This window comes from Roseateles sp. UC29_93, from assembly GCF_042695725.1.
Lineage (GTDB): Bacteria > Pseudomonadota > Gammaproteobacteria > Burkholderiales > Burkholderiaceae_C > Roseateles > Roseateles noduli_A.
In genome coordinates this window covers 559,585-573,594 of record NZ_CP170545.1, presented here as the reverse complement: position 1 = coordinate 573,594, position 14,010 = coordinate 559,585, and the positions used below count along the sequence as shown (strand labels likewise).

9 protein-coding genes and 1 pseudogene are annotated in these 14,010 nt (G+C 69.2%); 3 read left to right on the top strand and 7 right to left on the bottom strand.

The features are described 5' to 3' along the window. The first annotated feature begins 107 nt into the window (after positions 1-107). Positions 108-5,745: pseudogene (gene uvrA, locus ACFJIX_RS02605) on the top strand (excinuclease ABC subunit UvrA). 93 nt (positions 5,746-5,838) lie between these two features. Here the strand turns inward: uvrA and ACFJIX_RS02600 are convergent. Both ACFJIX_RS02600 and ACFJIX_RS02595 read right to left on the bottom strand, forming a co-directional pair. After that, positions 5,839-6,132 (bottom strand): hypothetical protein, encoded by a 294-nt coding sequence (locus tag ACFJIX_RS02600; RefSeq protein WP_377157546.1) that lies wholly within the window; start codon positions 6,130-6,132, stop codon positions 5,839-5,841. A 221-nt stretch (positions 6,133-6,353) separates the two neighbouring features. After that, positions 6,354-6,806, bottom strand: coding sequence for a hypothetical protein (locus ACFJIX_RS02595; RefSeq protein ID WP_377157545.1), 453 nt, complete (start codon positions 6,804-6,806; stop codon positions 6,354-6,356). A gap of 212 nt (positions 6,807-7,018) precedes the next feature. On the opposite strand from ACFJIX_RS02595, the gene ACFJIX_RS02590 reads away from it, so the two are divergent. Beyond that, positions 7,019-9,709: a prolyl oligopeptidase family serine peptidase gene (locus tag ACFJIX_RS02590; protein ID WP_377157544.1), complete on the top strand. Its 2,691-nt coding sequence runs from the start codon at positions 7,019-7,021 to the stop codon at positions 9,707-9,709. A 162-nt stretch (positions 9,710-9,871) separates the two neighbouring features. Here the strand turns inward: ACFJIX_RS02590 and ACFJIX_RS02585 are convergent, their stop codons facing one another. From ACFJIX_RS02585 to ACFJIX_RS02565, 5 genes are all read right to left on the bottom strand, one after another. Continuing rightward, the gene (locus ACFJIX_RS02585) at positions 9,872-10,045 is read right to left on the bottom strand and encodes a hypothetical protein (RefSeq protein ID WP_377157543.1); all 174 of its coding nucleotides are present in this window, start codon (positions 10,043-10,045) and stop codon (positions 9,872-9,874) included. Positions 10,046-10,052: 7 nt separating this feature from the next. Beyond that, the gene (locus ACFJIX_RS02580) at positions 10,053-11,372 is read right to left on the bottom strand and encodes a M48 family metalloprotease (protein ID WP_377157541.1); all 1,320 of its coding nucleotides are present in this window, start codon (positions 11,370-11,372) and stop codon (positions 10,053-10,055) included. 103 nt (positions 11,373-11,475) lie between these two features. Then, complete coding sequence (locus ACFJIX_RS02575; protein ID WP_377157538.1) at positions 11,476-12,087, bottom strand: UPF0149 family protein; 612 nt, start codon at positions 12,085-12,087, stop codon at positions 11,476-11,478. Positions 12,088-12,155: 68 nt separating this feature from the next. Then, positions 12,156-12,398 (bottom strand): hypothetical protein, encoded by a 243-nt coding sequence (locus ACFJIX_RS02570; RefSeq protein WP_377157536.1) that lies wholly within the window; start codon positions 12,396-12,398, stop codon positions 12,156-12,158. Positions 12,399-12,403: 5 nt separating this feature from the next. Beyond that, entirely contained in the window at positions 12,404-13,318 is a 915-nt protein-coding gene (locus tag ACFJIX_RS02565; RefSeq protein WP_377157535.1) for a DUF808 domain-containing protein, read from the bottom strand. A gap of 145 nt (positions 13,319-13,463) precedes the next feature. Here ACFJIX_RS02565 and ACFJIX_RS02560 point away from each other — a divergent pair, with 145 nt between their 5' ends. Further along, positions 13,464-13,946 (top strand): thioredoxin family protein, encoded by a 483-nt coding sequence (locus tag ACFJIX_RS02560; RefSeq protein WP_377157532.1) that lies wholly within the window; start codon positions 13,464-13,466, stop codon positions 13,944-13,946. The last annotated feature ends 64 nt before the right edge of the window (positions 13,947-14,010 follow it).

Genomic DNA, 14,010 nt, shown 5'->3' with positions numbered 1-14,010 from the left:
CACGGTCGTCAGGCGCGCCGGCTTGGCCGCTGCTGCCACTTCGTGGCACCTCCGCTCCCTAGAATCATCGCCCACTGCCTGTTCCGAGGCTCCAAGGCCCACACCACATGTCCGATTCCGATATCCGCATCCGGGGCGCCCGCCAGCACAACCTCAAGAACCTCGACCTGGACATCCGCACAGGGGAATTGACGGTGGTGACCGGGCCCAGCGGGTCGGGCAAGTCCAGCCTGGTCTTCGACACGCTGTATGCCGAGGGCCAGCGCCGCTACGTCGAGACCTTCTCCGCCTACGCGCGCCAGTTCCTGGACCGCATGGACCGGCCGGCGGTCGACAAGGTGGAGGGCGTGCCGCCCGCCATCGCGATCGACCAGACCAACCCGGTCCGCACCAGCCGCTCCACCGTCGGCACGATGACGGAGCTCAACGACCACCTGAAGCTGCTGTTCGCGCGCGGCGCGGACCTGTTCGACCGCGAGACCGCGCTGCCGGTCCGCCATGACTCGCCGCAGACGATCTATGCCGAACTGCTGGCGCGGACGGTGGGCGACGACCCGCGCCTGGTGCTGACCTTCCCGGTCGAGCTGCCCGAGTCGGTCAGCGCAGGCGAGGTCGAGCAGTGGCTGTCCGCCTCCGGATTCACGCGCGTGCAGTCCGAACGCGTCGTCAACGGGCGCAAGGTGCTGGACGTCGTGGCCGACCGCTTCCGCATCCAGGGCGTCGAGCAGGCGCGGGCGATGGAGGCGATCGAGCTGGCGCTCAAGCGCGGCAGCGGCCGCCTGACGGTCCATGTGCTCAGCGCGGTGGAGGGCGTCGAGCCGACGCTGTGGCGCTACTCGACCGGCCTGCATTGCCCGGAGAGCGACATCCGCTACGCCGATCCGCAGCCGGCGCTGTTCTCGTTCAACTCGGCGATGGGCGCGTGCGAGACCTGCCGCGGCTTCGGCCGGGTGATCGGCGTGGACCTGGGCCTGGTCATCCCCGACGAGCGCAAGACGCTGCGCGGCGGCGCGATCAAGCCGATGCAGACGCCGGCCTGGAAGGAAAGCCAGGACGACATGCTGAAGTACGCCGGCGATGCGGGCATCCCGCGCGACACCGCCTGGAACCAGATGACGCAGGCCCAGCGCGACTGGGTCATCGGCGGCAGCCCGAACTGGAACGGCAACTGGAACAAGCAGTGGTACGGCGTGAACCGCTTCTTCGAGTACCTGGAGAGCAAGGCCTACAAGATGCACATCCGGGTGCTGCTGTCGAAGTACCGCAGCTACACCGAGTGCCCGACCTGCCGCGGCGCGCGGCTCAAGACCGAGGCGCTGCTGTGGCGCGTCGGCTCGAAGGCGCTGGCCGACGCGGCGCTCCCGCCCGACCTGCGTTTCATGCCCGAGGGCGTGAAGTGGAACCGCGTCCAGCTCGAGGCGCTGCCGGGCCTGTCCGTCCATGACCTGATGCAGCTGCCGATCCATCGGCTCAGACGCTTCATGGACGAGCTGCAGCTGCCGGGCTCGCTGCTCGACGAGGCGCTCAAGCTGCTGCTCGACGAGATCCGCAACCGGCTCAAGTACCTCGTCGACGTCGGCATCGGCTACCTGACGCTGGACCGGCAGAGCCGCACGCTGTCCGGCGGCGAGGTGCAGCGGATCAACCTGACGACGGCGCTCGGCACCTCGCTGGTCAACACGCTGTTCGTGCTGGACGAGCCCAGCATCGGCCTGCACCCGCGCGACATGAACCGCATCGTCGAGGCGATGCAGCGGCTGCGCGACGCGGGCAACACGCTGGTCGTGGTCGAGCACGACCCGGCCGTGATGCTGGCGGCGGACCGGCTCATCGACATGGGCCCGGGGCCGGGCCAGCAGGGCGGGCAGATCGTCTTCGACGGCACGCCCGCGCAGATCCGTTCGGCCGATACGCTGACCGGCGCCTACCTGGGCGCGCGCAAGCACGTGGGCATGGGCCTCAAGCGCGTCGTCGAGGAGAGCACGCCGCGCCTGATCCTCGAAGGCGCGCGCGAGCACAACCTCAAGAACGTCAGCGTCGAGTTCCCGCTGCAGCGCATGGTCACCGTGACCGGCGTGTCGGGCTCGGGCAAGAGCACGCTGATGCAGGACGTGCTGTATCCGGCGCTGGCGCGCTGGTTCGGCCAGGCCACCGAGACGCCCGGCCAGCACGACCGGCTGCTGGGGCGCGGACTGGCTGGCCGACGCGGTCTTCGTCGACCAGTCGCCGATCGGCAAGACGGCGCGCTCGAACCCGGCGAGCTACGTCGGTGTCTTCGACGAGATCCGCAAGCGCTTCGCCGATACGCCGATGGCCAGGGAGCGCAGCTACGGCGCGGGCATGTTCAGCTTCAATGCGGGCGACGGCCGCTGCCCGACCTGCGGCGGCTCGGGCTTCGAGCACGTCGAGATGCAGTTCCTGTCCGACGTCTACCTGCGCTGCCCCGATTGCGACGGCAAGCGCTTCCGCGCCGAGCTGCTCGAGGTCAAGCTCGAGCGCGCCGGCCGGCAGTTGAGCGTGTCGGACGTGCTGGAGCTGACGGTGGCCGAGGCGCTCAACGTCTTCAGCGTCGACCGCGAGGTGCTCAACAAGCTGCAGCCGCTGTCGGACGTCGGGCTCGACTACCTGACGCTGGGGCAGCCGGTGCCGACGCTGTCGGGCGGCGAGGCGCAGCGGCTCAAGCTCGCCGGCTACCTGGCCGAGGCGGCGTCCAAGCCGCGCCAGGCGACGGCGACCAAGGGCACGCTGTTCCTGTTCGACGAGCCGACGACAGGCCTGCATTTCGACGACATCGCCAAGCTGATGCGCGCGATGCGCAAGCTGCTGTCGGCGGGGCACTCGCTGATCCTGATCGAGCACAACCTCGACGTGATCCGCGCGTCGGACTGGGTGATCGACCTCGGCCCCGAGGGCGGCGAGGACGGCGGGCTGGTCGTCGCGACGGGCACGCCCGAGCATCTCAAGGACCATCCGACCTCGCACACCGCGAAGGCCCTGCGCGAGTACGCGCTGGAGATGGACCGCGCGCCGGTCAAGGTCTCGGAAGGCCAGCCGCTGCAGTCGCTGCTGCGCCGGCGCCGCCAGGAAGACGAGGTGATCCGCATCGTCAACGCGCGCGAGCACAACCTCAAGTCGGTCGACGTCAGCATCCCGCGCGGCAAGTTCAACGTCGTGACCGGCGTGTCGGGATCGGGCAAGAGCACGCTGGCCTTCGACATCCTGTTCAACGAGGGACAGCGCCGCTACCTGGAATCGCTGAACGCCTATGCGCGCTCGATCGTGCAGCCGGCGGGCCGGCCCGAGGTCGACGCGGTGTGGGGCATCCCGCCGACCGTCGCCATCGAGCAGCGCCTGTCCCGCGGCGGGCGCAAGAGCACGGTCGCGACGACGACCGAGGTCTGGCACTTCCTGCGGCTGCTCTACGTGAAGCTGGGCGTCCAGCATTGCGCGAACGACGGCACGCCGGTGAAACCGCAGAGCGTCGAGGCCATCGCCGCGCAGCTGCTGCGCGACTACAAGGGCGTGCACATCGGACTGCTCGCGCCGCTGGTGGTCAACCGCAAGGGCGTCTATACCGACCTCGCGAAATGGGCGAAGCAGCGCGGCCACACGCACCTGCGCGTGGACGGTGAATTCCTGCCGACCAGCCCGTGGCCGCGCCTGGACCGCTTCAAGGAGCACAGCATCGAGCTGCCGGTCGGCGACATGACGATCACGCCGGAGACCGAGGCCGAGTTGCGCGAGCTGCTGGCCAAGGCGCTGGATCACGGCAAGGGCGTGGTGCATGTGCTGTCGCCCCTGGACGGCCTGCACGAGGCGCTGCGCAGCGGGAAGCCGACGCGCGGCATCGGCGAGCTGCGCGTGTTCTCCACCAAGCGGGCGTGCCCGCAGTGCGGCACCAGCTATCCGGAACTCGATCCGCGGCTGTTCAGCTACAACTCCAAGCACGGCTGGTGCACGACCTGCGTCGGCACGGGCCTGGCGCTGACGCGCGAGCAGCGCAAGGCGCTCGACGACACGCAGCAGGACAAGGACAACCGCGGCCGCGAGCAGAGCTTCCCCGCGGAAGAAGCCGAGATCGAGGACCTGAGCGATGCGCCGTGTCCCGATTGCCACGGCGCGCGGCTGAACCCGGTGGCGCGCGCGGTGAGCTTCGAGCACGAGACGATCGGCACGGTCGCGTCGTGGAGCGTGAAGGACGCCCGCGAGTGGATCGCCGGCCTGGTGCTGACCGGCCGCGACGCGGAGATCGCGCGCGACGTGGTCGTCGAGATCAAGGGCCGTCTGGAGTTCCTGGAGGAAGTGGGACTCGGCTACCTGACGCTGGACCGCGCGGCACCGACCCTGTCGGGCGGCGAGGCGCAGCGCATCCGGCTGGCGGCGCAGCTCGGCAGCAACCTGCAGGGCGTCTGCTACGTGCTGGACGAGCCGACCATCGGTCTGCATCCGCGCGACAACCAGATCCTGCTGAAGGCGCTGGCGACGCTGGGCGACAAGGGCAACACGCTGGTGGTCGTCGAGCACGACGAGGACACGATCCGGCGCGCCGACCACATCATCGACATCGGACCGGGCGCGGGCAAGCGCGGCGGTCGCGTGATCGCCGAAGGCACGGCGGAGCAGATCGCGAAGAACCCGGATTCGCTCACGGGCCGCTTCCTGTCGAGACCGCTGGTGCACCCGCTGAAGGAGCGCCGCGTCATGGAGACCGAGGCGCCGAAGCTGACGGTGCTGAACGCATCGCTGCACAACCTGCGTGGCGTGACGGTCGACGTGCCGCTGCATCGACTGGTGGCGATCACGGGGGTGTCGGGGTCGGGCAAGTCCACGCTGGCGCGGGACGTGCTGCTGGCCAACATGGCCGCGGCCGTGCCGCTGCGTCGGGCGCCGTCGAAGTGGATCGGCTGCGACGCGATCGAGGGGCACGCGCAGGTGGACCGGGTGCTCGAAGTCGACCAGACGCCGATCGGCAAGACGCCGCGCAGTTGCCCGGCGACCTACATCGGCTTCTGGGATGCGATCCGCAAGCTGTTCGCCGAGACGCTGGAAGCGAAGGCGCGCGGCTACGCGCCGGCCCGCTTCAGCTTCAACACCGGCGAGGGCCGTTGCCCGGGCTGCGAGGGTCAGGGCATGCGCACGATCGCCATGAGCTTCCTGCCGGATGTGAAGGTGCTCTGCGACCAGTGCCACGGACAGCGCTTCAACCCGGAGACGCTGGCGGTGAGCTGGCGCGGCAGGAGCATCGGCGAGGTGCTGCAGATGGAGATCGACGAGGCGGTGGAGTTCTTCGCCGCGATGACCTCGATCTCGCATCCGCTGAAGCTGCTGCAGGACGTGGGACTGGGCTACCTGACGCTGGGGCAGCCGAGCCCGACGCTGTCGGGCGGCGAGGCGCAGCGGATCAAGCTGGTGTCCGAGCTGGTGAAGGTGCGCGACGACGTCACGCGCCGCGGCCAGAAGGCGCCGCACACCTTGTACGTGCTGGACGAGCCGACGGTGGGGCTGCACATGGCGGACGTCGAGAAGCTCATCCGCGTGCTGCACCGGCTGGTGGACGGCGGGCACAGCGTGGTCGTCATCGAGCACGACCTCGACGTGATCGCGGAGGCGGACTGGGTGCTGGACCTCGGGCCGGAAGGCGGCTCGGCGGGCGGGCTCGTGGTCTCGCAAGGCCGGCCGGAGACGCTGGTGGCGCAGGGGACGCACACCGGGAAGGCGCTGGAGCCGGTGCTGGCGCGGCGCTGAGTGGCCTCTTGCGGCGCGCCATGCGCGCCATGGAAAACGGCCTCGTGAGAGGCCGTTTTCGTGAAGGTCAAGGGCGGTGTCGCAGCGCCGTCATCAATGCGGCTTGCGCCGCTGCCGCTGCTCGAAGTCGTCGCCGTGATAGACGTTGCCGTCCCAGGTGCCCGAGCGGTGCTTCGCGCGGGCGATGGCGTCGAGTGCCGCATCGTGCGCCGCGCGGCGACGGTCGCGGGAATTGAAGCGACCACGCAGGCTGAACCCGTTCATGCGGAGGGCGGTCCGCTTCAACCAGCCACGCCAGGCCAGTTGATGCCGGCGCGGCAAGGCCATGTCGATCGCGAGGAACACGCAGGTCAGCAGACCGAGAGCGGCGAGGACTTTTGCGAACATACGTCGGCGCTGTGAATCACACCTTGCTGGTGTGTAAGCCGACCACTATACGCGAGGCCCCGCGGCCCGTCTGTCAGTCGCGATGCCGTCCGTGGCCGTGACCGTGGTCGCCCCGATCACCTCGATCGCCCCGGTCTCCACGATCCCAGCCGCCGCGGTCGCCACCGCGATGGTCATCCCGGCGCTCGTCCCAGCGACGACCTTCCCAGCCGCGGCGGTCGTCACGATGGTCGTGCCAGTCGCGGCGGCCGTCCCAATGGTCGCGGCGCGGCGGATCCCACCGCGGCGGGGGTGGCGCGTACACCGGCATCGGATGCACATGCGGGCGGCCGTAATACGCCGGCGCATAGGCGCGGGAGTACCAGTCCTCCCGCACGAAATACACCTGCCGGCCGCAGGCCCCGGTAGTAGCCGCAATGGCGCGCCCAGGAGCGGTAATGCCCCGGCGGCACGCGCAGGTAGAGCGGCGGGGCGGGCGCGTAGACGCGCTCGATCATCATCGGCTGCGCGTACACCACGTCGGGACGGACGTTGCCCACGTCGATCCGGCCGTAGAAGCCGGGCTGCCCGACGCTGATGGACACGCCCACGTCGCCCGCGAAGGCCACCGGCGCGGCCAGCGCGCCAGCCGTCAGCGCCACGGCGCCGAGGATGCGTTGAATCAGGTGCTTCATCGAATGCCTCTCTTTGGTGCTTTCCGTTCGTCTTGCGACCAGCCCCCTGCCGGAGGTCATGGGCAAAGCGTCCGGAAAGGGCCTGCCTAGGGAAAGTATGGACAGTTAACGCGCGCTTGACGGATGCGGTGGACATCGCAGCGGTAAGCAGTTGTTGAGGGCGTCCCTAGAATCCCGCGTCCCTGCCGAACCCGCGGGGCGTGGAGCAACGATTGAAGCAATGGATCCTGACTTCCCTGGTGCTGGCGACCCTGGCCACGGGACTGGGCGCGAGCGAAGGCTCGCTGGCACAGACCACCCCGGCATCCTCGGCCGCGCCCGTGGCCGTGACCAACCGGCCGCTGACGCTGGAACAGCTGTTCCGCGCCGAGCCCTATCGCGGCGAGTCCGCCAAGGACGCGAAGTTCAGCGCGAGCGGCCGTTACGTCGCTTACCTGTGGAACCCGTTCGGGGAACCCGGCAGTGACCTGTACGTGCATGACACGCAGACGGGCAAGACGCTGCGCCTGACGTCGCCGACGTTGATGGCGGCGGTGGAGACCCCCGAGAACCTGGACCGCTACGCGAAGAAGCTCAAGCAGAAGCGCGACGAACTGGCCGAGCGCCAGGCGCGCGAGGAGGCGCAGGCCGCCTACCTGCGCGGCGAGGCGGTCGACCTTGAGCAATGGGAGCGCAAGGCCATCGAGGAGCTGAAGGTCGAGCTGGCCGAGCGCAAGGCCCGCGACGAGGCCCGCAAGGCCGCCGAGAAGGCCGCGTGGGGCGACGCCGCGGTCGCGGCCGCCGCACCCGCCTCCGGCGCTTCTGCGCCCGAGGCGAAGAAGCCGGCCAAGGATCCCAAGGACATGGCGCTGTGGGAGCTCCGCGACGAGTTGAAGAAGAAGCGCGAGCGCGAGAAGCTCAAGCCCGAGGACCTGTACCCCGGCGTGGCGCAGTTCGTGTGGGCGTCCAAGGGCGAGGAACTCGTCCTGGCCTACCGCGGCCAGCTGCTGCGCTGGAAGGCCGGCAGCGAGCGCGCCGAGCCGCTGCTCGCGACCGGTCGCACGCTCAAGCCGGTGGCCTATGCGCCGGACGACCAGTTCCTGATCGTCCAGGACGAGACCCGCGTGCTGCGCGTGCGTCTGGCCACGGCCGGCATCGAGGTGATCAACCGCGAGCTGTTCAACCCCGACGACGAGGACCGCAAGTTCAAGATCGCTCAGACCGCGATGAGCGAGGACGGCCGCTGGATGGCGCTGGTCGCCAATGCGCCGCTGGTCGGCGCCGACGGCAAGCCGCTGCCCAAGCCGGGCCGGCAGGTCGAGATCATGAACTTCAACGACCGTTGGGCGACCGCGAAGAAGGTCGACCGCGAGGTCTCCGACGACAAGCGTGGCGTGCCCTCGATGGCGATCTACGTGCGCAAGGTGCCGACACCCGGCGCCGCGCCGGAACGCCAGCCGCAGCCGGTGTTCACGCATCCGGGCGGCGACAGCTGGTTCGAGATCTCGCCGGTCGTGTGGGCCCGCGACGGCAGCTTCTACGCGTTCACGACCTTCGAGCGCGAGAAGGACCAGTTCCGCGTCTACCTCGGCAAGCCGGGCGACGCGAAGCCGGAGATGGTGCTGGAGCGCCGCGCGCCGATCCACCACGAGCTGGTCAACGTGATGACGCCGTCGTTCACGCCGGACTCGAAGCAGCTGGTGCTGATCCTGGCGGACAACGGCTGGCGCCAGCCCTACGCGATGAGCCTGGCGGCCGGCGCGGACCGCTCGGTGAAGCCGCTGCTGACCGGCGAGTTCGAGGCCTTCCAGGTGCTCGGCTTCACGCCGGATGCGAAGACGATGTTCGTCGTGGCCAACAAGGACGACTACGCGGCGATGAACGTCTGGCGCGTCGACCTGAAGGACGGCCGCATGACGGCGCTGGGCCGCTCGCCGGACTACCACCGCAACGCGGTCGTGGCGCGCAACGGCCAGTGGGCCGCGGCGGTGGCCGGCAACTGGGCCGAGCGTCCGGAACTCAAGCTGCTGAAGGGCCAGGCGCCTGCAGCCGGCGCGGAAGCGGGCAAGCTGCTCACGCAGAGCCACGATCCCGCCTGGGCGCAGGTCGACGTGCTGCGGCCGGAGCGCTTCAGCTTCAAGAACCGCCATGGCGACACCATCCCCGCCTACGTCTTCAAGCCGCTGGGCTGGGCACCAAGCGACAAGCGCGCGGCGATCGTCTACACCTACGGCGGCCCGCTCAACGACCGCCATTCGGTCGAGACCGACAGCTTCCAGCCGACCGGCTACGTCTTCGCGATGTACATGGCCGCCAAGCACGGCTACGTCACGGTGACGGTGGACCCGCGCGGCCACTCCAACTACGGCGAGAAGTTCGCCGACGCCAACTGGGAGAAGCCGGGCGCGCCGCAGACCGAAGACCTCGAGGACCTGGCCGCCTACATGAAGGCCAACCTGGGCGTCGACGGCGCGCGCATCGGCCTGAACGGCTGGAGCTTCGGCGGCTTCCAGACCCAGTACACGATGTACACGAAGCCCGACCTGTTCGCGGCCGGCATCGCGGGCGCAGGCCCGACCGAATGGGAGAACTACAACAGCTGGTACAGCGGACGCACCATCGGCAAGGTCGATCGGACCAAGCCCGTGCTGCGCAAATACTCGCTGCTGCCGCTGGCCAAGAACCTCAAGAAACCGCTGCTGCTGGTGCACGGGATGCAGGACCCCAACGTCCTCTACCAGGACACCGTCAACGTGTACCGCGCGCTGCTGGAATCAGGCAAGGAAGGACTCGTGGAACTCTTCCTGGATCCGGACGGCGAGCACGCACTCGGCGGCGCGGTGAAGGCCGTGGGCTGGCATCGGAAGTACGAGCAGTTCTGGTTGCGGAACCTGGGGGGCGGCGCAGCAGAAGTGATGCCGTAGCGGGCGGCGGGTCGACGCCTACCTGCAGAGGGCGGGGCGTTGGCCGCCAGGTCGCAGGGCCTTGGCGGCCAGCGCCAAAACCCTGCGACCTGCCGTCCCCCATCAGCCCCGCACTTCATCGGTTTTGCTACCGAGGACTGCGGGGCTTGTCGTTTCTTGGGCTCAGGGTGCTGCGATGACCGTCTTCACGCGTTCGCCGACCTTCGGCAGCGCTTCACCGCCGTAGCGGCCGTTGAGCAGCTTCAACTGCGCCTCGCTGATCACCGAGGTCTTCGCCATCTCGGCGAAGCCGCCGGCCGGGTAGGGCCGCAGTGCAACCTTCCAGGGCCTGGCCAACTTCTTGTCATCGGCGGTCAGCGCGCGGAAGCTCTCCTCCGCCTGCGTGAGCGCGGCTCGCCGCACCTGCAAGGACTGGCCGTCCTTCGACGCATAGACCAGCGCGTACACCGCGCCCTTGGCGCTCGTGATCAGCGTGATCTCGGCATTGCCGCGCTGGCCCTGCGCGTTCTTGCGCACGCCGCTGAAGTGCGTGGCCTTCAGGCCGTTGATCGTCTTCGCGTCGGTGCGGCCTTGCTCCGCGCCCCAGCGGCGCAGGATGTCGTCGTGCACCGTGCCGGCCTTCTCCGGCACCCGCTGCAGGATCAGCGCCGCATCGCGCTGCGGACTCATCACCGTCAGCGTCTCGCTGCCGTTCTGCAGCGCCCAGCCCGTGGGCGCGGGTCAACGCGATGTCGAGCGTCGGATGCAGGAACTGCTGTCCACGCACCAGCCCTTGCGACGGGCTGTCGCCGAAGACCATGCCGTCGATCGCCTGCAGGAAGGCCGCGCGGTTCTCGTCGACCGGCTGGTCGCCGGTCAGCTGCGCCGCCTCGTCGCGGATGCGCTGCAGGCGCTGCTCGTTGCTCGGGTGCGAGGCCAGCCAGCTGTTGCCGCTCTGCGGCTGCTTGCCTTGTGCCTTGGCCTGGTCGGCCGCGAACTGTTCCTGGTCCTTCAGGACCTGGATCACGTCGACCATGTGCTTGGGGTCGTAGCGGTTGCGCGCGAGGTACTCGGCGCCGAGTTGGTCGGCCTGCAGTTCCTGTTCGCGGCTGTACGACGCGACGTAGCCCGCCGCGGCGTTCTGCGAGACCTGACCCGCGATGTCCGTGGCGCCGCTGACGCCGCGCGATTCGAGCACCGCGCCGAGCACCGTCGCCGCCAGCACGCCGATGCCGGCGTTCTGCTGGCGCGTCGCGCGCTGCGCGCCGTGCCGCGCGGTGACGTGGCCGATCTCGTGCCCCATGACGCCGGCGAGGTCGGCCTCGTTCTCCATGTACGCGAGGATGCCCCGCGTGACGTAGACATAGCCGCCCGGCAGCGCGAAGGCGTTGACCTCCGGACTGTCGAGGACGGTGAAGTGCCACTCGAGTTCCGCCCGGTGCGACTGCGCCGCCAGCTTGTTGCCCAACGCGGTGACGTAGGCCTGCAGCTTCGGGTCGTCGACGACCGAATACTCCTTGAGCACGTCCTGATGCGCCTGACGGCCCGTCGCGACTTCCTGCTGCGGGCTCATCGCGCTGCGTTCGGTGCGGCCGGTGACCGGATTGACGACGTTGGTGCCGCAGCCGGCGATCGTCAGCAAGGCGGCGGTGGCCAGCACCGCGAACGGGAAGTTGCGCTTCATCGGAATCGGCGGCGAAAGGGGAAAAGAGCGCCCGGCCGGTGGACCGGGCAGGAGGGCAGGTGCTCTTGCGTTCAGGTGCGCTGGCGTTCGGGCGATCAGGCGCTCACTCGGCCTGCGTGCGCAGCGTCCACAGCGTCAGCACGCCTTCCGGCACCTCGCGGCTGAGCGCGTCGCGCCAGTGCAGGTCGGTGAGCTTTTCCTGGTCCTCGGCGCTGAGCTGGCTCTCGTCGCCGCCCAGCAGCGCGATCGGCGCCAGCGCCGCGGCCGTCTTGACGTGGTCGAACAGCGGCGTCCAGGCCTCGCCATCCTGGTCGACGCCGATCATGAAGCCGGTGCACCAGTCCTCGGCGTCCACCAGCTGCTGTTCGCCTTCCTCGGCGACGCTGAAGATCGGCTCCCATTCGTCCTGCTTGGACGTCCACTGCACCGACAGGCTGTGCACGTGGCGCAGCAGCAGCAGGGCGATCTTCTTGCGCTGCTTGCCGCTCGGGAAAGGATCGCCGCCGCCCCACACCGGGCTCATCCATTCGGCGCCGGGCTTGGCGCTCAGCGGCAGCGGGCTCAGCAGCTGCGCGCTGAGGTAGCCGTCCAGCGCCTCGATGTTCATCGCGGCGTCGTTGTCCAGCTCGGACAGGAAGTCGTCCAGGTCCGACAGCTCGTCGTCGGTCAGCGGGGTGTAGAGCGCCTTGTCGGGCTGGTACTGCGGAAAGTCCATGTCGGATCCTGGAGAGTCGGGCGAGGGGCGGCGAGAAGTGGCGAGGGGGCGGCGAACGGGCGGCGAGGTCAGCCGTGGCGGCCGTGACGGCTCTTGGGCTTGCGGCCGTCCATGTCGGTCAGCTGCGTCTTGAGCAGCGCCATCAGCACGCGGGCGTTGGCCTCGGTCATGACGAGCAGGGTGCTGGGTTCGATGCCGTCGACCGGCTCGCGTTCCTTGACGAGGGCGTCCAGCTTGAAGGTCACCAGGCCGCTGGTGGTCGAATTCGTGGCGGCCTTGAACTTCTGGACTTCGATGTGATGCGTCTTCATGGGCGTCATTCTCGGCGATGACGCAGGCGCTGGAAACCGGTGACCACCGCCACGATGACGATGCCGGCCAGGATGCCGGCGATGGCGTCGCCCAGCACCTCGACGATCGTGCGCGCGAAGCCGCTCACGCCCAAGCCTTCGACGACGTGCTGGATCGCGTGGTGCAGGAAGGGCGCGCCATGCGTCAGGATGCCGCCGCCGACCAGGAACATCGCCGCCGTGCCCGCCACCGACAGCGCCTTCATCAGCCATGGCGCCAGCCACAGCAGGCCGCGGCCCAGCGCCTGCTGCCAGGCGGCGGCCTTGCGGCTCAGCCACAGGCCGGCGTCGTCCAGCTTCACGATGCCGGCGACCAGGCCGTAGACGCCGATCGTCATCACGATGGCGATCCCGGACAGCACCAGCAGCCGCGTCGTGAACGTTGCGTCCGCGACCGTGCCGAGCGTGATCGCGATGATCTCGGCGGACAGGATGAAGTCGGTGCGGATCGCGCCCTTGACCTTGTCGCGCTCCAGCGCGGCGAGGTCGATGGCCGGGTTCTTGACCGCCTCGGACAGCGCCGCCTCGTGGGCGTCGTCCTCGGCGGTGTGCAGCCACTTGTGGGCGAGCTTCTCGACGCCTTCGAAGCAGAGGTAGGCGCCGCCGATCATCAGCAGCGGCGTGACCAGCCAGGGCGCCCAGGCGCTGATCGCCAGCGCGGCCGGGACCAGGATGGCCTTGTTGAGCATCGAGCCCTTGAAGACGCCCCAGACCACCGGCAGTTCACGATCGGCGCTGACGCCGGTGACCTGCTGCGCATTGAGCGCCAGGTCGTCGCCGAGCACGCCGGACGTCTTCTTGGCGGCCATCTTGGAGAGCAGGGCCACGTCGTCCAGGACCGTGGTGATGTCGTCGAGCAGTGCAAGCAGGCTGGAGGCCATGGCGGAAGAGTCCGTTCCCTGAAAGTGATGATTTGTGCGAAGCCCGCCTTTGTACCGCAAGCCATCGGGCTTTCGGTCCATTCGCGGCGGTTTCTGGGCCCTCACGGCCGCCACGGTCTTGCCGCCGGTGGCAAACTCCGGCGTCATGAAACGCCGCACCGCCTCCTTGCTGTTCGCCGCCGCGCTCGCCGCGGTGTCCGTGACCTCGGTTCACGCCGCCGACGCCGTCTCGGGACCTGGTCCCTATGACGAGCAGGCCGACGCCCGCGCCGACATCAACAAGGCCGTCGCCCGCGCCGCGAAGGACGGCAAGCAGGTGCTGGTGGTCTACGGCGCCAACTGGTGCAAGGACTGCCTGGCGCTGAACAAGGGCTTCGGTGACGGCCACCTCGGCACCGCCGTCGACAAGCGCTTCGTGACGGTCAAGGTCAACGTCGGTCGCTTCGACAAGAACGTCGACGTCGCCAACCAGATGGGCGTGACACTGAAGAAGGGCATCCCGACCGTCGCGGTGCTCGGTGCCGACGGCCAGGTGCTGGGCACGACCAAGGGCGGCGAACTCGCCGACGCGCGCAACATGGGCGAGGACGCCGTGATGAAGGTGCTGGAGTCCCTCGGCAAGAGCTGAATCGGCGCCACGGGATCCATGCATAGGCAGCGATTCCGGGTTCCAGGTTTTGCTGTTGAGTCCT

Coding starts and splice junctions, on each gene's coding strand:
- ACFJIX_RS02580 (WP_377157541.1), bottom strand. CDS start 11,372: ATGAAGCGCAACTTCCCGTTCGCGGTGCTGGCCACCGCCGCCTTGCTG.
- ACFJIX_RS02560 (WP_377157532.1), top strand. CDS start 13,464: ATGAAACGCCGCACCGCCTCCTTGCTGTTCGCCGCCGCGCTCGCCGCG.
- ACFJIX_RS02595 (WP_377157545.1), bottom strand. CDS start 6,806: ATGAAGCACCTGATTCAACGCATCCTCGGCGCCGTGGCGCTGACGGCT.
- ACFJIX_RS02600 (WP_377157546.1), bottom strand. CDS start 6,132: ATGTTCGCAAAAGTCCTCGCCGCTCTCGGTCTGCTGACCTGCGTGTTC.
- ACFJIX_RS02565 (WP_377157535.1), bottom strand. CDS start 13,318: ATGGCCTCCAGCCTGCTTGCACTGCTCGACGACATCACCACGGTCCTG.
- ACFJIX_RS02570 (WP_377157536.1), bottom strand. CDS start 12,398: ATGAAGACGCATCACATCGAAGTCCAGAAGTTCAAGGCCGCCACGAAT.
- ACFJIX_RS02575 (WP_377157538.1), bottom strand. CDS start 12,087: ATGGACTTTCCGCAGTACCAGCCCGACAAGGCGCTCTACACCCCGCTG.